This is a genomic window from Microbispora sp. H10949, assembly GCF_014161435.1.
In the GTDB taxonomy this organism is placed as follows: Bacteria; Actinomycetota; Actinomycetes; order Streptosporangiales; family Streptosporangiaceae; genus Microbispora; species Microbispora triticiradicis.
In genome coordinates, this window is sequence record NZ_JABBWZ010000004.1 from 684,849 (window position 1) to 707,440 (window position 22,592).

The 22,592-nt window shown below is 72.6% G+C and carries 19 protein-coding genes and 1 rRNA gene; 3 read left to right on the forward strand and 17 right to left on the reverse strand.

The annotated features are described in order from the left end of the window. Window positions 1-77: 77 nt before the first annotated feature. The 12 genes from pssA to HHX40_RS13445 all read right to left on the reverse strand — a co-directional run bounded on the left by pssA (window position 78) and on the right by HHX40_RS13445 (window position 13,868). A complete protein-coding gene (pssA, locus tag HHX40_RS13390) occupies window positions 78-929 on the reverse strand; it encodes a CDP-diacylglycerol--serine O-phosphatidyltransferase (RefSeq protein ID WP_111699345.1) in 852 nt (283 codons plus the stop codon). Continuing rightward, window positions 916-1,590, reverse strand: coding sequence for a phosphatidylserine decarboxylase (locus HHX40_RS13395; RefSeq protein WP_396776064.1), 675 nt, complete (start codon window positions 1,588-1,590; stop codon window positions 916-918). Before HHX40_RS13395 ends, pssA begins: the two co-directional genes overlap by 14 nt. 125 nt (window positions 1,591-1,715) lie before the next feature. Beyond that, window positions 1,716-2,729, reverse strand: a complete 1,014-nt coding sequence (locus HHX40_RS13400) for a TerC family protein (RefSeq protein WP_182874462.1) — start codon at window positions 2,727-2,729, stop codon at window positions 1,716-1,718. A gap of 299 nt (window positions 2,730-3,028) precedes the next feature. Then, window positions 3,029-4,138 carry a glycosyltransferase family 4 protein gene (locus HHX40_RS13405; RefSeq protein WP_310738079.1) on the reverse strand — a complete coding sequence of 370 codons (1,110 nt, stop codon included), beginning with the start codon at window positions 4,136-4,138 and terminating at the stop codon, window positions 3,029-3,031. Next, complete coding sequence (gene murJ, locus HHX40_RS13410; protein ID WP_182880803.1) at window positions 4,135-5,961, reverse strand: murein biosynthesis integral membrane protein MurJ; 1,827 nt, start codon at window positions 5,959-5,961, stop codon at window positions 4,135-4,137. The genes HHX40_RS13405 and murJ overlap by 4 nt, the downstream gene beginning before the upstream one ends. 55 nt (window positions 5,962-6,016) lie before the next feature. Then, window positions 6,017-6,985, reverse strand: a complete 969-nt coding sequence (locus tag HHX40_RS13415; protein WP_310738080.1) for a hypothetical protein — start codon at window positions 6,983-6,985, stop codon at window positions 6,017-6,019. A 128-nt stretch (window positions 6,986-7,113) separates the two neighbouring features. Next, window positions 7,114-8,097 (reverse strand): copper transporter, encoded by a 984-nt coding sequence (locus HHX40_RS13420; RefSeq protein ID WP_165900947.1) that lies wholly within the window; start codon window positions 8,095-8,097, stop codon window positions 7,114-7,116. After that, complete coding sequence (gene steA / locus HHX40_RS13425; protein WP_259403582.1) at window positions 8,094-9,290, reverse strand: putative cytokinetic ring protein SteA; 1,197 nt, start codon at window positions 9,288-9,290, stop codon at window positions 8,094-8,096. The genes HHX40_RS13420 and steA overlap by 4 nt, the downstream gene beginning before the upstream one ends. A 274-nt stretch (window positions 9,291-9,564) precedes the next feature. Beyond that, complete coding sequence (recN, locus tag HHX40_RS13430; protein WP_182880805.1) at window positions 9,565-11,337, reverse strand: DNA repair protein RecN; 1,773 nt, start codon at window positions 11,335-11,337, stop codon at window positions 9,565-9,567. Between the two features lie 290 nt (window positions 11,338-11,627). After that, a complete protein-coding gene (locus HHX40_RS13435) occupies window positions 11,628-12,674 on the reverse strand; it encodes an NAD kinase (protein ID WP_182880806.1) in 1,047 nt (348 codons plus the stop codon). Further along, the gene (locus HHX40_RS13440; RefSeq protein ID WP_117410447.1) at window positions 12,671-13,480 is read right to left on the reverse strand and encodes a TlyA family RNA methyltransferase; all 810 of its coding nucleotides are present in this window, start codon (window positions 13,478-13,480) and stop codon (window positions 12,671-12,673) included. The genes HHX40_RS13435 and HHX40_RS13440 overlap by 4 nt, the downstream gene beginning before the upstream one ends. 121 nt (window positions 13,481-13,601) lie before the next feature. Continuing rightward, the gene (locus HHX40_RS13445) at window positions 13,602-13,868 is read right to left on the reverse strand and encodes a hypothetical protein (protein ID WP_182880807.1); all 267 of its coding nucleotides are present in this window, start codon (window positions 13,866-13,868) and stop codon (window positions 13,602-13,604) included. A 265-nt stretch (window positions 13,869-14,133) separates the two neighbouring features. On the opposite strand from HHX40_RS13445, the gene HHX40_RS13450 reads away from it, so the two are divergent. After that, window positions 14,134-14,481, forward strand: a complete 348-nt coding sequence (locus tag HHX40_RS13450; protein ID WP_182874457.1) for an SCP2 sterol-binding domain-containing protein — start codon at window positions 14,134-14,136, stop codon at window positions 14,479-14,481. A gap of 181 nt (window positions 14,482-14,662) precedes the next feature. Here HHX40_RS13450 and HHX40_RS13455 read toward each other — a convergent pair whose 3' ends face one another. Together HHX40_RS13455 and HHX40_RS13460 are read right to left on the reverse strand one after the other, a co-directional pair. Then, complete coding sequence (locus HHX40_RS13455; RefSeq protein WP_182880808.1) at window positions 14,663-15,676, reverse strand: HAD-IIA family hydrolase; 1,014 nt, start codon at window positions 15,674-15,676, stop codon at window positions 14,663-14,665. A gap of 2 nt (window positions 15,677-15,678) precedes the next feature. Beyond that, the gene (locus tag HHX40_RS13460) at window positions 15,679-16,017 is read right to left on the reverse strand and encodes a tetratricopeptide repeat protein (protein WP_225311584.1); all 339 of its coding nucleotides are present in this window, start codon (window positions 16,015-16,017) and stop codon (window positions 15,679-15,681) included. Window positions 16,018-16,191: 174 nt separating this feature from the next. Here HHX40_RS13460 and HHX40_RS13465 point away from each other — a divergent pair, with 174 nt between their 5' ends. After that, window positions 16,192-17,418: a DUF1015 domain-containing protein gene (locus HHX40_RS13465; protein WP_259403495.1), complete on the forward strand. Its 1,227-nt coding sequence runs from the start codon at window positions 16,192-16,194 to the stop codon at window positions 17,416-17,418. Window positions 17,419-17,492: 74 nt separating this feature from the next. On the opposite strand, the gene HHX40_RS35675 is transcribed toward HHX40_RS13465, so the two are convergent. Continuing rightward, window positions 17,493-17,948: a single-stranded DNA-binding protein gene (locus HHX40_RS35675; RefSeq protein ID WP_220499029.1), complete on the reverse strand. Its 456-nt coding sequence runs from the start codon at window positions 17,946-17,948 to the stop codon at window positions 17,493-17,495. Between the two features lie 101 nt (window positions 17,949-18,049). On the opposite strand from HHX40_RS35675, the gene HHX40_RS13475 reads away from it, so the two are divergent. Continuing rightward, a complete protein-coding gene (locus tag HHX40_RS13475; protein WP_310738081.1) occupies window positions 18,050-18,976 on the forward strand; it encodes an MBL fold metallo-hydrolase in 927 nt (308 codons plus the stop codon). A 69-nt stretch (window positions 18,977-19,045) separates the two neighbouring features. On the opposite strand, the gene HHX40_RS13480 is transcribed toward HHX40_RS13475, so the two are convergent. Next, window positions 19,046-20,227, reverse strand: a complete 1,182-nt coding sequence (locus HHX40_RS13480) for a hypothetical protein (protein WP_310738082.1) — start codon at window positions 20,225-20,227, stop codon at window positions 19,046-19,048. Window positions 20,228-22,320: 2,093 nt separating this feature from the next. Next, window positions 22,321-22,437: ribosomal RNA gene (gene rrf / locus HHX40_RS13485) — 5S ribosomal RNA — on the reverse strand. Window positions 22,438-22,592 lie beyond the last annotated feature (155 nt).

A 22,592-nucleotide genomic window follows, 5' to 3' on the forward strand; every position in this document is an offset into this window, starting at 1 on the left:
GGCGTTGTATCCACGTGATTGGCCGGGCCCGGATGAAAGGGCCCCAGCCGACCGGGGCCCCTGTTCGTGCGACGACGTCAGCCCGCGTTCACCGAGCGTCGTTCCCTGCGCCGCTTGTGTTTGAACATGAGGACGCGAAGCGGGATGGCGGACACGATCGCGATCTGCATGGTCGCGCCGACCCTGATGAGCTGGTCGCCCCCGGCGAGCTGGGCGGCCCAGATCGTCAGGCAGGCCACGTTGATCAGCATCCAGGCCAGCACGACGGCGGCCAGGTTGCCCTTCGGCTTGGGATACTCGATGCGGCTGACCATGAGCCAGGCCACCGCCATGATGCCCGCGATCGTGAGGTAGTTGGGCTGGAAGAGCAGCACGATCGACACCACGGTCATGGCGCCCATGGGGATGGGCAGGCCCATGAAGTCGCCGCTCTTGGTCTTCACGCAGGCGAAGCGGGCCAGCCGTACGACGCCGGCGAGCAGGATCGACCCGGCCGCGACCAGCACCAGCCACAGCGGGAGCTTCCCGGAGAAACCAGCCCAGATCATGACCATGAAGGCGGGCGCGAAGCCGAAGCTGATCACGTCGGCGAGGTTGTCCAGTTCGGCGCCCATGGCGGACGCGCGGAACTTCCGGGCCACCAGGCCGTCGAACAGGTCGCAGGTCGCGCCGACGAGCAGCAGCACGACGGCCGTGCCGAAGAAGCGGGGGTCGGGGGCGAACTTCACGTTGGCCTGCAGACTGCTGATCGCCGACCAGGCGAGCACGCAGACGGCAAGGAAGCCGCTGAGCGCGTTGCCCAGCGACAGGGAGTCGGCGGCGGACAGGCGGAAGGCCTTGCCGACGGGCCCGCGCGGCTCGTCGTCCACCTCCTCCACCGGCCACGCGGCTCCGGCGCCGAATCCGGACCCGAGATCAGACGTTGTCAATGCGAGTCACCCCCGCGACGGTTCGGGTGCCGACGGTGACCGCCGGCGCGATGCCCTCGGGCAGGTAGAGGTCCACCCGGGAGCCGAAACGGATCAGCCCCACCCGCTCGCCCTGGACGACCTTCGCGCCCGCGAACAGGTACGGCACGATGCGGCGGGCGACTGCGCCGGCGATCTGCACCATCTCGATGTCGCCCAGAGCGGTGTCGAAGTGCCAGACGACGCGCTCGTTCTTGTCGCTGTCCTTGTTGAACGCGGGCACGAACCCGCCGGGCACGTGCTCGACCGAGGTGATCGTGCCGGCCGCGGGCGCCCGGTTGACGTGGACGTTCAGCGGGCTCATGAAGATCGCGACCCGGGTACGGCCGTCGGGCCAGGGATCGATGCTCTGCACGACGCCGTCGGCGGGCGAGATGAGCCGCCCCTCGCCCGGCGCGCGCTCGGGGTCGCGGAAGAACCACAGCATTCCGCCGGTGAGCGCGGCCAGCGGCGCCGCCGCCAGCGCCCAGCGGGGCGACCTGCGGGTGAGAACGGCGGTGACGGCCGCCGCCGCGGCGGTCGGAGCCAGCCACGGGGACACCCCGCGGGCGAGCCGGACCCGGCCGCGGGGACTGTCCGCGGTCCCGGATACAGGGCCGCGGGGCAACGATTCGTTGGACACAGGTGACCTTTGTACTCTTCCAGGCGACTATGAACCGGCGTGCGAGCTAACGATCGATATTACCGATCCGGCGGTCAATATGCGGCACAACGAGAACAAGCAAACAGGGTTATGTACCCGTTTCGCTAGCCCTGGGGGGCCTCCGCCTGGGAGGCCTCCGCCGGGGAGCCTGCCGCCGGAGGTACCGCTTTCTCATCGCGACGGGCCTTGACCAGACTGGCGAGAGTGGTCACGGCCATCGTCACGCAGATGACCGCCAGAGACACCCAGATGGGGATCTGCGGAGCCCAGGAGACCTCGTTCTCATGGAGCGCTTCGAGAATCAGCTTAACCCCGATGAAACCGAGGATGAACGCCAAACCATAGCTGATGTAGACCAGTCGCTGGAGCAGCCCGCCGAGCAGGAAGTAGAGCTGACGCAGTCCCATCAGGGCGAACGCGTTCGCGGAGAAGACGATGAAGGCCGCCTTCGTGAGGCCGAAGATCGCCGGAATCGAGTCGAGGGCGAACAACAGGTCCGTGGTGCCGATGGCGATCATCACGATCAGCATGGGCGTCACCATGCGCCTGCCGTCCACCCGCACCGTCACCCGGGAGCCGACGTAGTCGGAGGTCGTGGGGAACACCCGGCGCGCCCAGCGCAGCAGGATGTTCTCGTTGAACTCCTCGTCGTTCTTGTTGTGATCCCTGAGCAGCGTGTACGCGGTGTAGATGAGGAAGGCCCCGAACGCGTAGAGCAGCCAGCCGAACCGGTCGAGGGCGGCGGCGCCGACGGCGATGAAGATCCCGCGCATCACGAGCGCGAGGACGATGCCGACCAGCAGCACCTTGTGCTGGTAGATCCGGGGCACCCCGAACCGGGTCATGATCACGTAGAAGATGAACAGGTTGTCCACGCTGAGGCTGTATTCCGTCAGGTAGCCCGCGAAGAACTCACCTCCGGTGCCGGCGCCGGCCCACACCGTCAGGCCGATGCCGAACAGCACCGCCAGGGATACGTAGAAGCCCACCCAGATCCCGGCCTGGCGCATCGAGAACTCGCGGGGTTCACCACGGTCGACGATCCACAGGTCGACGGCGATCACGACGAGCAGACCCACGATGACCAGGGCCCACAACCACCAAGGAGCATGTACCACATCAACCTCCGGCACGCGCGCTGAACACACTGCCGGAGGTCTCTCCCGCCCGCACGCGCTCAGCGGACCGACGGCCCCGGGTGCATACACCGTGATGACGGAACCGCCGCGAAGGGATACTCCCCCCCAACCGGTCCAGTATATGAATCAGCCTTGGCCGCGCCTAATCCTTGTCCGCATCGCCGTGGCCGCCGGGGAGACGCCCTCCTCACGTCCGGGCCGGTCTCCCCTGGCTGCCGGGCCAGACAGGTCTCACCCCGGCGCCACCGCAGGCCGCGGAGGCCGGCCGGACGGGCCGGCTACTCCGCCGGCGGCAGCCCGTAGGCCGTGAGGACCGACCGGAGCGCCGCGTCCTCGTCGGGCAGTTCCCGGCCCCGCCGTACGGACGCCTGCGCGAGGCGGGCGGCCAGCGCGGGATCGCCGAGCAGGCGGCCGATCTCCCGGCTCAGCGCGCCCGCGTCCTGCGGGGGCACCAGGAGAGCGGCGTCGCCCACCATCTCCGGCACCCCGCCGACGCGGGTGGCGATGACCGGCCGTCCCGCCCGCAGCGCCTCCTGCACGCTGAGCGGCTGGCCCTCCCACCGGCTGGGCACGATCACCGCCGTCGCGACCTGAAGCAGGTCGGCCGGCTCGGCCCAGCCGTAGAGGACGACGGGCAGTTCCTCGGCGTCCACCCGCGCCTGGAGTTCCTCGCGCAGCGGCCCGTCGCCCGCGATGACGAAGACCGGGTCGCCCTTGTACGGCCCCGCCGCCGCGTCGAGCAGCGTCTCCAGGCCCTTCTGCTGGGCCAGCCGGGCGACGGTGAGCAGGATCGGCCGCAGCGCCGGGTCGGCCACGTCGGCCGGGAGGCGGGCGGCGATCTCGGCCCGTACCTCCCCGGGGGTCCGGCCGGGCTCGGCGAGCGGCGGCGCGGGCACCACCGCCGGGTCCACCCGCGCGGCTCCCCCGGCTCGCATGCGCTCGCCGATGTCGGGTGACACCACCAGGACGCGGTGAGCCCGGCGGGCGACGATCCGTTCGAGGACCCGGTACACCCCTCCGATCGCACCTCCCGCCGTGACGGCATTGTGCAGGGTGACCACCAGGCGGGGCCAGCCCCGCGAGCCGGTCAGGGCGAGCGCGGACAGCGCGCCGGCCCGCAGACCGTGGGCGTGCACGACGTCCGCGCCGCGCGTCAGCCCGCGCAGGCGGACGACGGTCCGCGGGTCGCGGGCGGGGTGCGGCCGGTCGGAGATCCGGACCTCGGCGAAGTCCGCTCCGGCTCCGGTGAAGCCGAAGGCCTTCTCGGTGTCGAGCGGCCCCGCCACCAGCACCCGGTGGCCCCGTGCGACCAGGCCCCCGGCGAGCATCCGCACGTGCCGGGCCACACCGCCGGCGCTCGATCCCAGCACGAGAACGATGCGGCTCACGTCGTGTCCTCCCCCTGATGGGCGCCCGGGTGAGCGTCTTGCTTGCGGTCCGTCCCGCGCCGGCGCACCGCCGACAGGGCGGCGGTCACGTCGGCGCGGTCCACGAGCGCGGCGACGGCGACCCCCGCGGCCACCGCCGCGAGGCCCGCCGGAACCGCCGTCAGCAGGCCGCCCCACGGCCCGCCGTCGCCCAGGGGAAGCCGGGCGGCCGCCGCTCCGGCGAGGAAGCCCGCGCCCCCGCCCAGCAGGGCGGCGAGACCGGCCCGGGCGACTCCGCGTACGGCCTCCGGGCCGCGGGCCCGCACGACCGAGGCGAGCAGCAGCGCGGCGCCCACCGTGATGCCCGCCGCCTGGCCGAGCGCCAGCGCCCCCAGCCCCCAGCCCCGCGGCAGCAGGAAGACCAGCGCCACCTGGGCCACGGCCACGAGCAGCCATCCGGCGACCGCCCCCCGGGCGGCCGCCCTGCCCTGTCCCATGGCGTACAGGACCCTGCTGAGATGGGCCGTCAGCCCGTACCCGATCAGGCCGGGCGCGAACAGCGCGATGCCCCGGGCGAACTCCGCCGCGCCGACGGCGGCGTCGGCGCGGGCGAGGAACACGTGCGCGACCGGCTCGGCGACCGCGGCAAGCGCGCCGGCCGCGAGTCCGCAGACCAGCACGACCGCCCGGGTCGTGCGCGCGGACAGCGCCGCGAAGCCCTCGCCCCCGCCGTGGGCCCGGGCGGCGAGCGCGGGGAACGCGCTGGTCGCGATGGGCACCGCGAGCACGGCGTACGGCACCTGGTAGACGGCCCAGGCGTAGTTGTACGCCGGCAGGGCGCCCCCGCCGATCCGGTTGGCCAGCGGGATCACGATCAGCGCGGCGACCTGCTGGGCGACCAGCGCGCTCAACCCGGCGAGGGCCAGCCGCCGCACCTGCGCGGCGACGCCCTCGGGGAAGCGGAGGGTGGGCCGCCATCGCAGGCCGAGCCGCCAGGTGGGCCACACCACGGTGAGGACGAGGGCGAGCACGCCGAGCGTCGTTCCCGCCGACAGCGCGATCTCGGCCGGGCGGGGCACGGTGGCGGGCTCCCGGTGGCCGCCGCTGAGCGGCCCGAAGGCCAGATAGGCGATGATCACCACCACGCTCGACACCAGCGGCGCCAGCGCCGGGCCCGAGAAGCGGCGATGCGCCTGCAACACCCCGTACAGGACGACGGCCATGCCGTACAGCGGGATCTGCGGGGCGAAGACGACGAGCATGCGCGCGGCAACGGCGGCGACCTGACCGGCGTCGCACCCCTGCACCCGGGCGAGCAGCCCCGCCACCGGCCCGGCGACCAGCGCCGTCAGCACGCCCAGGGGCACGAGCAGCACCAGCACCCAGGACATCAGCGCCGAGGCGATCCACCCGGCCTCGTCGCGGGCCCGGTCCCGGCCCGTGCCGGTCGTCCTGCCGGTCGCCTTACCGGTCGTCGTGACAGTCGCTCCGCCGCCCGTCCTGCCGGTCACCGTGACGTTGCCGATCGCCGTGGCTCCGGCCGTGGTGGCCGGGCCGCCTGCCGGGCTGCCCACAGGGCTGGCCACGGTGCCGTCGCCGGCGGCTCGGGCCGCCGCTCCGGCGAGCACGGGCACCACCATGCCCGCGAGCGCGCCGCCCACGACGACCTCGAAGATGATGTTGGGCACGTTGTTGGCCGTGTAGTACGCGCTGGCCAGGCAGTTCGTGCCGACCGTGCGCGCGAAGGCCAGTTGCTTGGCGAACCCCGTCACCCGCGCCAGGACCGTGATGACCCCGATGAGGATCGCGGCCCCCGCGATCCCCGCTCCGAGCCGTCTGCTCACGGCTCGGTCGCCGTACGTCGCGCCTGACGGCCTGGCCGATGGGTGGAGCTCCAGGTCACCCGAGCGGCCTCGGCGTGCCGGGAGCGGGCTGCGGAGCGCGGCGGCCGAGCATGTCCAGGCGGTTGAGCACCGGGTTGCCCGCGATGACCTTGGTGAAGCTGATCTTCTCGGACGCGGCGGTGAGCCCGGCGACGGCGGCGAGGGCGGCCAGGCGCGCGGGCCGGTTCAGCCGGGCCGTGGCGGCGAGCCCGAGCAGCGCGCCGAGCGCGTTCGCCCCGGCGTCACCGAGCATCGCCCGCTCGCCCAGGTCCTCCGGCAGCAGCGCCACCGCCGCGCCGAGCGGCACCGCGGTCAGCGCGGCGGCCTGCCGGGAGCGCGGGCCGTACGGCGCGGCGATCGACGCGGCCAGCAGCGGGACCCCGGCGAGCAGACCCACCTTGACGGCGCGGCCGGGCCGCAGGTCGAACAGGTTCGCCAGGTTGGCGCTGCCCGCGATCAGCGCCCCGTCGGCGAGCGTGTCGGCGGACCATCCCAGCGCTCCCCGCCTGGAGCGTGCCGGGACGCCTCCGTGGGACGGGGCGAGCGCCGCCGCCGCGAGGCCGGTGGCGCCGATCCCGAGGATCTTGACGGCGCCGCTGGTCACCTCGCCCCGCGCGAGGGCGGTCAGGTGTCCCTTGAAGCCCTTGGACGAGTTCGTGCCGAACAGGTCGTCGTAGGCGCCGAGGACCCCGCTGCCCGCCCCGGCCAGCACCGCCGCCGCGCGGGCCCGCATGGACAGGCCGGGGGCGAGAGCGGCCGCGGCGACGGCGCCGGCCGCGAACGCCGGGCCCTCCAGCAGCGTGACCGGCTCTCCCCGGTGGTTGACCCGCGTCCAGTACTCGTCGGCGGTCTTCTCGTCGCCGATGGGCGGCCTGCGCCGGAAGGCGGCGAAGGCCGCGCGGGCCGCGACGGCGCCGAGCACCGCACCGACGGCGGCGCCCGCCGCCGCCGCGGCGCGGGTGCCGGCCTGGGGACGTATGGCCACGGCTGTTCCCCTTCTCTGCGTACTGGGTCGTGCTGGTCGTGCCGCTTGTGCTTCGTACTCAAGTCGTGCCGGCCGGCCGGGCTTCCGTCCTCGCCCGCCCGGCGTACGGACGGCGTGTGGGCGGCGGTTCAGCCCCGGCTGCCCGCCGGGGTGGGGGTCGGGCTCTGGCTGGGCGGCGTCACCGAAGGTTCGAACGCCGTGGCCCCGCTGCCGATCCCGTACGCGCCCGAGCGGCCGGTCAGTTGCTCCCGCAGAGCGTAGACCACCACGACCCGGCCCGCGGCGAAATCGAGAGTGTCGACGGTCGAGACGGCGGAGGCCACGCCTCCCGTGTCGTGCAGGGCCTCGATGACCCCGCCCGCGGCGGAGGCGTTGGCGGTGCCCGCGAGGACGGTGCCGAGAGCGCCGCTGTCGAGACCGGCCGCGACCGAGACGACGGCGTTCGTCTCCCGCTCGGCGTCCTCCCCGTCGTACGGCTGGGCCGGCGCGAGCACGATGGCCATCGTCGCCCGCTCCTCGGGTTTGCCGCTCACCGTGAGGAAGTCGCCGGACTGGAACGCCTCCAGGACTCCGGCGGCCGCCGCGTTGGTCCGGCCCGCCTGCCCGCGGTCGTTGGTCACGACCGCGCTCGCGAGTATCGCGGCGGCCTTGTCGTACGGCGAGGCGCCGTCGGGGAACGTCGTGCCGGGCGGGGCGAGGGTGGCCGCCAGCCCGTCGACGAGGCTCGCCTGGTCCGCCTCGATGAACTTCTCGGTGAGGCTGATCCTGCCGCTGTAGACGCCGCCCGCGCCGGTCACGAGCTTCTCGACCGCGTCGCGCATCGCGGCCGGCGCGCCCGGCGCCTCGACGAGCAGGACGTGCTCCCCGAGAAGCTGGCCGCGTACGAGGTCGGTCAGGTGCGCGGTGATCAGCGAGTCCGAGCCCTCCTCGCGGCTCTGCAGCTGCGAGATCTGGGCCAGGTTGCTCTCGTTGGCCTTCCGCAGGGACGCGGTCATCTCCTCGGCCGACTTGAAGAACATGGGCTCCAGCACGGTGCTGCCCAGCACGATCCCGACCGTGAGCGCGAGGAAGATCGCCACGATGGAGACGAGGTGATAGCGGAAATCGATCACGAGAAGAGTCCGACCAACCAGAAGATGAAGCCGTTCCAGGCCACGCGCAGGCCGTTCAGCCACACCTGGCCGATCGGCGAAACCGAGATCACCACACCGATCGTGACCAGTGTGGTGGCCACGAGAAGCAGCAGGGAGGGGGTCGAGATCCGGCTGCGGTAGAGCCGGCTCACGCCCTTGGCGTCCACGAGCTTGCTGCCCACCCGCAGCCGGGTCAGGAAGGTGCTCGCCGCGCCCGACCTGCCCTTGTCGAGGAACTCGTCGAGCGTCCAGTGCGTGCCGACCGCGACGATCAGCGTGGCGCCCTTGTCGTCGGCCAGGAGCATCGCGATGTCCTCGCTTGTCCCGGTCGCGGGGAACACGACCGCCTCCTGGCCCAGCCGGTGCACCCGCTCCAGCCCCGGCGCCCGCCCGTCCCGGTAGGCGTGGACGACCAGCTCGGCACCGCAGCGCAGCGCCTTCTCCGAGACCGAGTCGAAGTCGCCGACGATGATGTCGGGGATGTAGCCCGCCTCCAGCAGGGCGTCCGCGCCGCCGTCCACGCCGATGAGCACGGGCCGGTACTCCCGGATGTACGGCCGGAGCGTCGCGATGTCCTCCTTGTAGTGGTAACCGCGCACCACGATGAGGGCGTGACGGTTCTCCAGGGAGGTGCGGATGTCCGGGACGCCGACCCCGTCGATGAGCAGGTCGCGCTCGCGCCGGACGTACTCCATCGTGTTCGCGGCGAACGCCTCGATCTGGACGGCGAGGCCCGCCCGGGCCTCGGTCATCGCCGCTTCAATGCTCTCGGCGGTCTGCGGCTCCCCCTTGCCGACCAGTTCGTCGCCGAGGTAGACCATGCCGTCGTGGACGCGGATCACGTCGCCGTCGGCGATCCGCTCGAACAGCTCCGGCGACGCGCTGTCGATCAGGGGGACGCCCGCGTCGATCAGGATCTGCGGCCCGAGGTTGGGATAGCGGCCGCTGATACTGGCGGCCGCGTTCACCACGGCGGCCACGCCGCACGCGACGAGAGCCTCCCCGCTGACCCGGTCGATGTCGACGTGATCGATAATCGCGATTTCACCGGGCTGGAGGCGCTTGGTCAGCCTCTTCGTCCGTCTGTCGATTCTCGCCACTGCCGACACCCCGGGAAGGCCCTCGACCTTCCTGCGGCGGAGGCCCGGAACGCTCAAGCTCGGGACCTTCATCATGACCATCCTGCCAGAGGCGGAGACCGCCACGCTTCCACACCCCAAGGCTCGTCTGAATTGTCACCGCAAGTCAGGGATGTTGCCGAGGTGCCGAACCGGGGGCGTCCTGGCCCGCGCACCTGTCTCGTGACGACGTCCGTCCCCCGTTCCTCCGCCCCCTCGTGCCCCGGGGCTTGACTGCTTCCCGGCGCGCCCTGACCCAAACGCCACCCCCCGGCGCGCCCCGCCGAGTGTACGGGAACGGCCAGGTCAGCGCATACGGGATGCCAGGTCAGCCGGTGGCGGCCCGCCGGCCGGAGCCCCGGCCCGCCTTCGACGCCTCCTTCTCCCAGGCGCCCTTGTCGGCGGCGGCGATGGACAGCAGTTCCGCCGCGTGCGCCCGCCCGAGCTCGGAGTCCTCCAGACCGGCCAGCATCCGCGACAGCTCCCGCTCGCGGCCCTCCCGGTCGAGCGCCACCACGCCGCTGCGGACCACCCGGCCGTCGCTCGCCTTCTCGACCACGAGGTGCTGGTCGGCGAACGCCGCGACCTGCGGGAGGTGGGTGACCACGATCACCTGGGCGGTGCGGGCCAGCTTGGCCAGCCGCCTTCCGATCTCCACGGCCGCCTTGCCGCCCACGCCCGCGTCGACCTCGTCGAAGACGAACGTCGGGACGGGGTCGGCTCCCGCGAACACCACCTCGATCGCCAGCATCACCCGGCTCAGCTCGCCGCCCGAGGCCCCCTTGGTCAGCGGCAGCGGTGGCGCGCCGGGATGGGAGGCCAGGCGGAGCTCGACCTCGTCGACGCCGTGCGGCCCGAACTCGCCGGCGGCGGTGATGGCGACGCTCACCCGCGCGTGCGGCATGGCGAGAGCCGTCAGCTCCTTGGTGACCGCCTCGCCGAAACGCTCGGCCGCGGCGGTCCGGATGGCGGTCAGCTCCCCGGCCAGCTCTGCGAGCCGCCCGCCGAGCTCCCCGTGCTCCCGGGTCAGCTCCTCGATGCGGTCGTCGTCGCCGTCGAGCTCCGCCAGCCGCTCAGCGGCCCGCTGCGCCCAGGCGAGCACGGCGGAGACGTCCTCGCCGTACTTGCGCATGAGGCCGTTCAGCGTGGCTCTGCGCTCCTGCACCGCGGCGAGCCGTGCCGGGTCGGCCTCGACCGACTCGGCGTACGCCGCCAGCTCGGTCGCCACGTCGGAGACCAGATAACCGGCCTCGGCCAGCCGTTCGCCCAGCCCGGCGAGCGCGGGGTCGAAGTCACGCACGGACTCCACGGCCGTCCTCGCGTGGCCGAGCAGCGACACGGCGTCCTGCACGTCCTGCGCGGTCGTCATGGGGTCGCCGAGCAGCGCGGCGTGGGCGGTCGTCGCGGCGGTGCGCAACGCGTCGGCGTGGGAGAGCCGCTCGGCCTCCTCCTTGAGCTCGACGTCCTCCCCCTGCCTCGGCTCGGCCTTCTCGATCTCCTCCAGGCCGAACCGCAGGACGTCGGCCTCCTGCGCCCGCTCCCTGGCCTTCTCGGTCAGCTCGCGGAGCAGGTCGCCCACCTGCTTGTGCCGCTTGTACGCCTGCTCGTAGGCGCGCAGCGGCTTGACCAGCTCGTCTCCGGCGTAACGGTCGAGCGCCGCGCGCTGCCTGCCCGGTTGCAGCAGGCGCTGCTGGTCCATCTGCCCGTGCACGGCCACGAGGTCGTCGGCGATGTAGGTGAGGGTCCCGACCGGTACGGCACGGCCGCCGAGCCAGGCGCGGGAGCGGCCCTCGGCGGAGACCGACCGGGAGATGATGAGCTGCCCGTCCTCGACCTCGCCGCCGACGTCGCCGACCTGCTGGGCCACCCGCCCCTCGGCCTCGATCACGAGGGTGCCCTCGATGAGCGCCTTGTCGGCGCCCGGGCGCACCCTGGCCGGGTCGGCCCGCCCTCCGAACAGCAGGCCGAGACCGGTCACGACCATCGTCTTGCCCGCGCCCGTCTCACCCGTGACGACGGTGAATCCGGGTGACAGCTCCAGAACGGCCTCGTCGATCACGCCGAGCCCCTGGATGCGGACCTCCTCGACCCGTGGCCGCACTGGTCCCTCCCGTAATGCCGACCGAACCCGCCAGAGATCCTACGCGTAACTCGTCAAGATTTTCGAGGACGGCGAGTCGGGACCGCGAACCGAACGAGAATCTGTGGACAAGGAACCGCTGGTCAACGGGCAAATCACCATCAACCGCCGCGACTCCGTCGCCGATCTGTGGTCAGCCGTTCCGCGGCCGGCCGTTCCATGGTCACCCGTTCCGCGGTCAGCCGGTCTTGGCACAGCCAGCCTGCGGTCGGCCCGTCTTGGTCGGCCGGTCTTGGTTCAGCCGGTCTTGGTCAGCCGGAGCGGACCCGGCCGCGCCAGCCCTGGACGGGCAGGTCGAACTTCGCGACCAGGCGGTCGGTGAAGGGCGCGCCGGTGGTCTCCACGCCGAGCAGCCGGGCGAGCCGTACGGGCACGTCGGCCCTGCGGACCTCCACCCGGGCGCCGGGCGGCACGTCGAAGCGGCGGCGGCCGTCGCACCACAGCACCCCGGCGCTGGTGTCGGGCAGGATCTCCACCGCCAGCGTGGATCTCGGAGACACCACCATCGGCCGGGCGAACAGCGCGTGGGCGCTGTTGGGCACCAGCAGCAGCGCCTCCACCTCGGGCCAGACGACCGGCCCGCCCGCCGAGAACGCGTACGCCGTCGACCCCGTGGGCGTCGCGCAGATCACGCCGTCGCAGCCCCATCGGGACAGCGGCCGGCCGTCGATCTCCGCCACGACCTCCAGCATGCGGTCCTTCTTCTCCACCGACGCCTCGTTGAGCGCCCAGGTCCGCGCGAGCACCGAGCCGTTCAGGCGCACGACGACCTCGATCGTCATGCGCTCCTCGACCTCGTAGCGCCCCTCCGCCACCCGGTCCACCACGGACGCGAGGTCCTCCATCTCGGCCTCCGCGAGGAAGCCCACATGGCCGAGGTTCACCCCCAGCAGCGGCACCCCGGCCGGGCGCGCCAGTTCCGCGGCCCGCAGCAGGGTGCCGTCACCACCCAGGACGATGATCAGCTCGGCCTCCTGCGAGGCGGCCCCGTTCTCGGGGACCACCTCGGCCAGGGCGCAGCCGAGCTCCTCGGCCTCGTCGTCCAGCACCCGGACGTTGACACCCGCCGCGATCAGCCGTTCCATGACCAGCCGGGCGCTGCGCACCGCCGCCTCCCGGCCCGTGTGCGCCGTGACCAGGACGGTCCTCTTGGCGTCCGCCCGGTCGTCCACCACGTCTCCCGCGCCTCCCGTGCCCCCCGTACCGCTGACCGTGCCGCTCACCGTGCTCGTCGTCTCCACGCCTCGCCGCCCGCGCCCGCTCTCCGGCCCGCGCCCGCTCTCGCCGCCCGCGCTCATTGGGGGCCCTCCGCGACCGCCGTGCCGATGGCCGCGTCGAGGTCGGGAACCGGGTCGTGTCCCGGTCCCTTCCCCAGCCACAGCAGGTATTCCACGTTGCCCGACGGCCCGGGCAGCGGGCTCGCCGTCACTCCCTTGACGGTGAGGCCCAGCGACCGGGCGGCGACCGCGACGTCCCGCACCGCCTCGGCCCGCAGAGCCGGGTCGCGTACGACGCCGCCCGCGCCCACGCGGTCCTTGCCCACCTCGAACTGGGGTTTGACCAGCATCGCGAAGTCCGCCACCGCGGCCGCGCAGGCCGCCAGCGCGGGCAGGACCAGGCGCAGGGAGATGAAGGACAGGTCTCCGACGACCAGCGTCGGGGGCTCGCCGACCATCTCCGGGGTCAGATCACGGACGTTCACCCGCTCCATCACCGTCACCCTCGGGTCGGTGCGCAACGACCAGGCGAGCTGGCCGTACCCCACGTCGACCGCGAGGACGTGCGCGGCGCCATGCCTGAGCAGCACGTCGGTGAACCCACCGGTCGAGGCGCCGGCGTCGAGGCAGCGGCGCCCCTCGGCGCTCAGGCCCGCGAAGGCGCGCAGCGCGCCGAGCAGCTTGTGCGCCCCTCTGGACACGTAGTCCGGGCCCTCCGGCGTCTCCGCCACGACGATGGGCGCGGCGGTGTCCACCTGGGTGGCCGCCTTGCCCGCGACACGTCCGCTCACACTCACCCGGCCCGCGTCGATGAGCTGCGCCGCCTGCTCCCGGGACCGGGCGAGCCCGCGGCGCACGAGCTCGCTGTCCAGCCGGACGCGCTTCACCCGGCCCGCCCCGGCACGGCGCCCCGCCGTGCGGCGGGCAGACGCATGGCGGGCAGACGCATGGCGCTCGAACACACGGCGGGCTTCCGGCCACCGCCGGACGCCGGCACCTGGATCGCCCTCACCGGTGGCTCTCCCGCGGCGTCCCGGCCTCGGCCGGCTGCCCGCCCAGGCCCCCCACGCGGGAGTCCGCTCTGCCGGATTCCCCTCCGCCGGAGTCCTCGACGGACGCGAGCACCGTCTCAAGACCGGTGAGAACCCGTTCGAAGACGCCCACGTGCCCGGACACCGGCGTCTGCGCCAGCTCCCCGAGCGGCGACAACGCGGCCCGCACGCCGTCGGTGCCCGAGGCGGGTGGCTCCCCCGGCGCGATATCGCTGTCCGTCATGGTCCCTTCCTGCTCCGATCGGCTGCCCGTCACCGCCGCCTGCGGCTGCCGGTCGTCCCGACGCTATCGGACCCGGCCGACGATCGCGTCCCATCCGCCCGTCCCTCGGAGACTTCGCGGTGCCGCCGACCGGCGACTCGGCCTCGATTCCGCGCGGGTGGCCGGTGAAGGGCCTACTGTCGGTGGTAGGAGGAATCGCATCAGCGACCCGTGGCCCGCACGCGGCCCGCGGGAGAACACGGTCCGCGAGGAGAAAGGCAGGCGCATGGCGACCGTCGAGGAGTGCCGGGCGGCGCTGGACAAGCTCGTCGAGCAGTTCGACGGCATAAGCGCGGAGGACCGGGCCAAACACGTCGTCGAACGCAGGCTCGCCTGCCGCATCTCCGACCTCGGCGTGACCTTCTTCGGCCGCCTCCACCGGAACGGCCTCGACCCGTTCAAGGAGGTGCCGCCGGAGGACGGCAGGCCCGCCGAGGTCAAGCTCACGCTGAAGAGCGAGGACCTGATCTCCATGGTGAACGGCGAGCTCGACATGGGCCGTGCGCTGCTCGGCGGCCGTGTCAAGATCGACGCCAGCCTCGGCGACCTCCTCCGTCTCCGCAAGCTCCTCTGACGCCTCCGGCGCTCCCTTCCCAGGCCCTCTCTTCGCGGGCCGCTCTTCCCGGGCCGCTCTTCTCGGACTCCGTCTTCCCGGACTCCGTCTTCTCGGACCGGCGCCGCCCAGGCCGAACTCGGCGGCGCCGTCCGGAACGCGGTCGTGCCCGCTCAGCGGTCTCGGACGGGCGCTACCGGGGTCACCGGCCGAGTGCCGTCAGCGCCCCCTTCACCGCGTCCTCGTCCGCCTGGCCGTCGCCCACCGCCTCCCACGTGGCGGCGCACGCCGCCCGCAGGCCGTCGACGGAGTCGCCCTCCCCGGTGAGCGCGAGCCTCCCGTCCTCCCACGCGGCCGTCCAGCCGCCGCAGGTCCACCCGGTCGTCCCGCGCCGCACGCCGGCCGCGGGCCGGTGCAGCCCCGACAGGTCGGCGGCGATGTGCGTCGGACGGTGGTGGGGCGCGGCGGTGAGCACGTCGAGAGGACCGGCGACGCCGGTGAGCACGAGCAGGCTGTCGACGCCGGCCCGGTTCGCGCCCTCGATGTCGGTGTCGAGGCGGTCGCCCACGACGAGCGGCCGCTGTGCCCGGGTCCGGATCATGGACTCGCGGTGCAGCGGCGGCTCCGGCTTGCCCGCCACGGCGGGTTCGACGCCCGTGGCGGTGGCGATCACGCGGCTCAGCGAGCCGTTGCCGGGAAGCTTGCCCCGGTCCGTGGGCATGGTGGTGTCCCTGTTGGCCGCGACGAACCAGGCGCCACGGCCGACGGCGAGCGCTCCCTCCGCCAGCAACCCGTAGGACAGGTTGTCGGCGAAGCCCTGCACCACGGCGGCGGGCTCGTCGAGGGCCGTCGTCACCGGGCGCAGCCCATGCTCACGCAGCGCCATCCGCAGTCCCATTCCGCCGACCACCAGGACGGCCGCGCCCGCCGGCACGTGCTCCGCCACCAGCCGGGCGGCCGCCTGCGCGGACGTCACGACGTCCTCCGCGGTGGCGGGAGCGCCCAGGTGACTCAGGTGCTGGGCGATCGCGCCGGGCGTACGCGACGCGTTGTTCGTCACGTACGCGAGCCGTACGCCGAGGTCCCGGGCCTCGCGCAACGCCTCCGGCGCACCGGGGACCGCGTGCCTGCCGAGATAGACGACGCCGTCGAGATCGAGCAGGAGCGTGTCGTAGTCGTCCACGAGCACGCCGGACGTGGGGGAAGAGGTGGTCATCGTCACGCCCGCCTCGCCCGCAGCGTCGCCCGGACCTGCTTGAGCGCCGAGACGTAGTGCCGCAGAGGCCGCATCGCGACCGCCATCGCGAGCGGCTCCTGCGCCGCCTCGATGTCGCCGCTGCGCCACAGCGCCATGCCGAGACCGAAGTAGGCGTAGTCCTCCGTCGGGTTGGCGTCGACGATCCAGCGGAAGCTGCCGGCGGCCTCGTCGTACCGGCGGGAGTTGAACTGGGCCCTGGCGAGCGCCTCGCGGATGCTGCGCGAGCCGGGCTCGGCCTGGGCGGCGTGCTCCAGGATGGCCGCCGCGGCGGCCGGGCTCCCCTCCTCGAGCAGTTTCATGCCACGCCTGAACCACTCGTAGACGCCGCCTGAAGGCGCACCGCCCGGATCATTGGAAGAAGCATAGGACTCGTTTCGTCCTTCGATCATCGGGTAAGCCTTCCTGCACTCCGTTTCGTATGAACCGGGCACCGCAGCGTCGAGGAGTCCGGGCCTTATGGCAACATGCCCGGTATGGAGAGTTCTGAACGGGCGGGACTGGTGCTGCGTCCGTTCCACGGCGTCCGTTACGCGGTGGACGACTTGGCCGCCGTCACCTCGCCTCCGTACGATCTCATCTCCCCTGAGGAACTGCGGGAACTGCTCGGTCGTCATCCGAACAACGTGGTGCGGCTGATCCTTCCCGGAGTCAGCCACTACGGCGAGGCGAGTGCGGCACTGACCGCCTGGCTGGCCGATGGAGTGCTGACGGTGGACACCCCGCCCGGCTTGTACGTGTACGAGCAGAGCGGCGTCGGCTTCCTGCAGCGGGGCCTGATCGGCGCGGTGGGCGTCGGGTCGCCCGCCATCCTCCCGCACGAGAACGTGCTGCCCGAGCCGGTCGCCGACCGCCTCGCGCTGATGCGGGCGACCCAGGCCAACCTGGAGCCGATCTTCCTGCTGTACGAGGGCGGCGGCACCGCCTCCCGGCTGGTCGACGACGTGGCGACCCAGCGCTTCCCGTCGATGGACGTCCGGACCCGCGAGGGCGTGCACCACCGTCTGTGGGCGGTGACCGACCCGAACGAGATCGAGGCCGTCGCCGAGGACCTGCGCGAGCGCCAGGCGCTGATCGCCGACGGCCACCACCGTTACGCGACGTACGAGGCCCTGCGGAAGGATCACCTCGGGCCCGGTCCCTGGGACTACGGCCTGGCCTACCTGGTCGACTCCACGGTGTATCCGCCCGATCTGCGGGCCATCCACCGGGTCGTTCCCGGGCTGCCTCTGCAGGAGGCGGCCGCACGGGCCAAGGGCGCGTGGCAGGTTCACGAGTTCGCCTCCGTCGAGGACGCCCTCGCGGGGCTCGCCAGGGCGACCGGGCCCGCCTTCGTGCTCGCCGGCGAGGGCCCCGCCCATCTGCTGACGGACCCGGACCCGCTGCAGGTCGAGCACGCCATGCCGGCCGAGCGGTCCGCGCGGTGGCGGGCGCTCGACACCTCGGTGCTCACGATGTTCCTCCTGCCGAAGGTGTGGGGGATCAACGACAGCGAGCAGTCGGTGATGGTCGTGCACCACGACCCGCTCGCCGCCGTGGAGAAGGCCCGTCGCCTCGGCGGCACGGCTGTGCTGCTCAATCCGCTGGCCACCGACGACGTGCTCACTGTCGCGACGCAGGGCGAACGCGTGCCACGCAAGTCGACCTCGTTCGGTCCCAAGCCCCGGACGGGGCTGGTCATGCGGACCTTCTCCGCCGACTGACCCCGTCGCCGTCCGCCGGTTCGGGGCCGGACGCTCCGGTCCCAGCGGTCGGATCCCGAGGCCCGGCGACCGGGTCAGGCCGCACCGCGACTGTCACGCTCGGCTCCCGCGCCTGGACCATCGGGCCCGGCTCCGGCACCGGCGGCAGCCGATTCGATACCTGCGCCGGGATCCCGAGGCCCGGCCTCCGCGCGGGACCCGCCCGTACGGGACCTGTTCCGCGGTGGCGCCGGCTGGAGGCGGCGCGCCGTACGGACCTCGATCTCGTAGCGGCTGCCGCCACGCCACCAGCGGCGACGCAGGGCGCCCTCCACCTCGACCAGATCATCGAGTCGCCAGCCGACCACCGAGTCCCGCACCCCGTCGTCGAACGTCGCGCATTCGATCGCGTCGGAGCGCTGGTAGCCCGGCCCGCCACCCGGCCTGCGAACCGCGAGCCGCCACTGGGTCAGCAGGGTCCCGCTCGGCAGTTCGCGGTGCGCCGGCTCCATGGACAGCCGCCCGGCCAGCACCACCTCGTTGCGGTGCATGTGATCTCCTCTCTGTCAGGGATCACTGTGCGAGATTAGGCTGGGCCAACGAGGACCTGAACGTCGTTCTGTGAATATCGGTTCTAGTTCCGGGGGTAGCTGTGGACAACGTCACTCCGCTCGGCGGCGAGGTGTACGAGATCGACACCCGGATGGCCGGTTATTCGGGCATCACGGCGGGTTACCTGATTCTCGGCGACCGGCCCTGCCTGGTCGAGACGGGGACCTCGACCTCGGCTCCCGTGGTGCGGGACGCGCTGTCCTCCCTCGGCGTCGGGCCGGACGACCTCGCGACCGTCGTCGTGACGCACATCCACCTCGACCACGCCGGCGGGGTGGGGGACATCGCGGCCTACTATCCCTCGGCCGAGATCGTCGTACACGAGAAGGGGGCCCGCCACCTCGCCGATCCGTCCCGGCTGATGGCGAGCGCGAAGATGGTGTGGGGCGACAAGCTCGACGTGTTGTTCGGCGCCCTGACGCCCACCGACGCGGCACGCATCAGGGCGCTGGGCGACACCGGAACGATCGACCTCGGCGGTGGCCGCACCCTGGCCAGCCACTACTCTCCCGGCCACGCCAAACACCACGTGGGCCTGCTGGACTCGTTCACCGGCGACCTCTACGTGGGCGACGCGGCGGGCGTCTACCTGCCCGAGACCGGAGACCTGCGGCCCGCCACGCCGCCGCCGGATTTCGACCTGGATGTCGCGCTCGAGTCGATCGCGTTGTTCTCTGCTCTCACGCCGCAGCGCCTGCTGTTCAGTCACTACGGCCCCGTAAATGACGTTCCGTCGATTCTGGAGAGGTCCGCGGAGGAACTGCGTGTCTGGGTGGATCTAACCAGGCGCGCCCACGCCGACGGCATGGAGTTCGATCACGCCGTGGCGATGGTGCGTGACCGGACACGCGAGCGGTACGCCGCGCTGCGCGCCGACGACGCCACCGCGGAGCGGTTCGAACTGCTGAGCGAGGCGGCCTCGAACGTGGCGGGAATCATCCACTGGCTGGACCGCCCCGCGCGATGAGCGTCCACGCGTACGACGGGCGCCACCGCCCGGGCCATACCCCGGCGACGACGCCCGTCGTACGGACGATCAGCGCTTGCCGTGCTCCTCGGAGTCCTCCCGGTCGTCGAGCACGTCCCCGAAGTCGGGCTCGATGAAGGCGGGGCCGAAGGCAGAAACCTCGCCCCTGTTCTCCTTCACGGACCGCTCGCCCGGCTCGGCACCGCCCTGCCCCTGCCCGGCCGGTGGTACGGCCGCCTCGCCGACGGTTGTGGCCGCCCCCGTGGCCGTCCCATCCGCCGCAGTGGTCGTCCCCCGCACAGCGGTCGTCCCCAGCGCGGAGGGAGAACCGTCGCCCGAGAGATCGGCGCCTGGCCGGTCGTCACCCGGGACGTCGCTCTCCACGATCTCGCTCTTCACGCCCTCGCTCTTCACGGTGTCGTCCGCCGCGAGATCCTGCTCCGCGAGGTCGCCCTTCTCCGAGCCGCTCTTCTCCGAGTCGTCCGCGACGAGGTCGTCGGCCGGAACGTCCTCGTCGGCGAGGTTCTCCGGAAGACTCGCCTCGTCGTCCTCGTCCTTGACCGCCTCCCGGATCTCCTCGTCCTCGGGGAGACCGCCGTACTCGCCGGAGCCGGACTCGGAGTCGGACTCGTCGGACTCGTCGGACTCGTCGTAGTCCTCCTCCAGGTCCTCGATGAGTCCTCCGGTCAGCTCCGCGTACCGCTCGGCCGCGTCGGTCTCGCCGTCCTCGTCGAAGCCCATCGCGCGGGCGAACCAGTCGGTGGCCGCCTGCTCGTGCCCGGCCTCCGCGAGGGCGTCGGCGTAGGCGAAGGCCAGCCGCGCCGACCACGGCTTCGGCTGGGGGTCGCGCAACTCGGGAACACGCTGCAAGGTGATCACGGCCGCGTCGTGCTGGCCGAGGTCGCGGCGCGCTCCCGACTCCACGATCGCGAGTTCGATCCTGCCCGCGCGGTCCAGCCGTTCGGCCTCACTGGAGCGGACCAGGTCGAGCGCCCGTTCCGGCCGCCCGAGACCTCGTTCGCAGTCAGCCATGATCGGCAGATATTCGTCGGAGCCGGTCATCCGGCGGGCGGCGCGCAGGTCGCCGAGTGCCTCGGCGTACTGCCCCGCGTGGTAGGCGGCGATCCCCGTCGCCTCGCGGACCACCCCGATCCTGCCCGCGAACCGCCGGGCCACCTTGGCGTGCTCGTACGCCTTCTCGGGGTCCTCCGCGCTCAGCGCGCGGGCGGCCGCGACGAGGTGACTGGCCACGAGGTCAGCGAGGTCGTTCGGCAGTGAGCCGAGCTCCGCACGCGCCTCCCGGTCGAGTTCGTCAGGCGTGATGTCCGGGTCCAGCGCGGGCAGCTGCTCACGCGGCGTGTTCTCCCTCGCGTCGTCCGGCCGGCCGTACCGAGTGCGGCTGCCGCCCCGGTCGTCCCGGCCGTCCCTGCTGAACGGCCGGGCCTCGCCCCGGTCGCCGCCGGACGGCCGCGACTCGTCGCGGTCCCTGCTGAAGGGGCGGGGACCACTCCGCTCACCTCGGAACGGAGGCCGCGCCCGATCGCCGGAGCCGGAGAAGGAGCCAGAGCCGGAGCCCGGCCCGCGTCCGCGGAACGTCCGTCCGCCCTCCTCACGGTCACGGCCGGAGCGCCTGTCGTCGCGGTCCCTGAAGGATCCCGCGTTCCGGTCCTCCGCCGGACGGCGCGGCGGCCGGCTACCGAAGGAGTCGCGGTCGCGATACCGGGGACCGTCGCCACCCTCCTGCCGGCTCTCGTACGGACGCCTGGGCCTGTCCTGGCCGCCGGCGTCGCCCCGGTCCCGGTCGCCGAAAGAGCGCCGAGGCCGGTCCTCCCCGTACGGACGTCGCGGACGATCATCTCCGTAGGGACGCCGGGGGCTGTCCGGCCGCTGGTAGCCGCCCGAGCCCCTGTCCTCGCGGCCTCCCGGACGGCTCTCCTGGCGACCTTCCTGTCGGCCGTGGTCGCGGTCGTCGGAACGGCGCGGCGGCCGGGCATCGTATCCGCCGCGCTCGTCGCGATCACTGCGAGGTGCGAACGGCCGGCCTCCACGGTTGTCCCGGTTCTCTGACGAGTCACGGTCGCGGAAGCCGTAGCGTCCCCCGAAGCCGCCGCCCTGACGCTGCGGACGGTCCTGATAAGCGCCACCCTGACGCTGCGGCCGGTCCTGGTAACCGCCGCCTTGACGCTGCGGCCGGTCCTGATATCCGCCGCCTTGACGCTGCGGCCGGTCCTGATATCCGCCGCCCTCACGGCGGTCAGGACGGCGTTCTCCGTACGGCCTGCTGCCACGGTCATCGGAGCGGAACGGCCGGCCACCCCGTTCGTCACGCTCCCTGGCGCCATATCCGCCTCGGGCGTCGTCACGATCGCCGTACGAGCGCCTCGGCCTGTCCGTGCGGAAGGAGTCCCGGTCCTGGTAGGTACGGCCGCCCTGGCGCCCCTCGACGCCCTCGGTCCGGCGGGTGCCCTCTCCGCCCTGCTCTGCGCGGCCGCGCCCGAAGTCACGGCCCCCATCGCGGTCGCGGTAGCCACCGCGGTCCCCGCCACGGCCGCCCGCACTGTCGCCGGCACCGAAGGGGCGACGGTCGCGATCGTTCCTGTCGTCGCGGCCGCGATAACCGCTGCTCCTGTCGCGGTCGCCGTAGGAACCACCGGCCCGGTCATCCCGGCCACGCGACTCGAACCGCCCACCGGACGGCCTGCCCTGGGGGCGGTAACCCTGCCTGTCTGAACGGAACGGGCGCTCGCCGCGGTCACCGCGCTCTCCGCGGTCAGTCCGCTCGGTGCGACCCCCGCGGTCCTCACGGTCGTTGCGGTCGTTGCGGTCGTTACGGAAGCCTTCTCGCCGCTCCGCGGAGCGGCCACCGAAGCCTCCGCTTCCCCTGTCGCCGCGGAAACCTCCGGTGCGCTCCGCCCGGTCTCTGTTCTCTTCGCGGTTGTCTCCGCCACGGCCCGCGCCGTCGCGCCCGTCTTCTCTGTTCACTTCTGTCCTCTGTTGCTTGCTCACCGCGTCCGGTTCGCCGGCCGCAGGGCTCCTGTCTTCCCTTGTGTCCTGACTGACTTCTGGGGCTTCGTCCTGTACCCGAGGAGTTCCAGGGAAGACGTCATGTCTGTCGCGACTCCACTGAGACCGCGTCCGCCGCAGCCTTCGGTTCTCGTTCTACGCGACGAAGGCCACCGCGTGGTGGGTGGCCCGGCACCTGCCAGCCTAGCGCGCCGGTACCACCGCATGAGCCCCGACAGGAGCTTTCCTCCTCCGGTGAGACCTCCGCCGCCGAGGACTCAAGTTCGGGAAACCAAAAAAAGGGGGGTCATCCCAAACGGGATGACCCCCCTCAAAAGATTGTCCGGCGGCGTCCTACTCTCCCACACCGTCCCCGGTGCAGTACCATCGGCGCTGGTAGGCTTAACTTCCGGGTTCGGAATGTAACCGGGTGTTTCCCTACCGCTATAACCGCCGTAACCCCATGAAACACACAACCACCCACACCCACAACGGGTGTGAAACTGGTTGCTGTCTCTGAGATCACATAGTGAACGCGAGCATAATATGGTCAAGTCCTCGGCCTATTAGTACCGGTCAGCTCCACGCATTACTACGCTTCCACTTCCGGCCT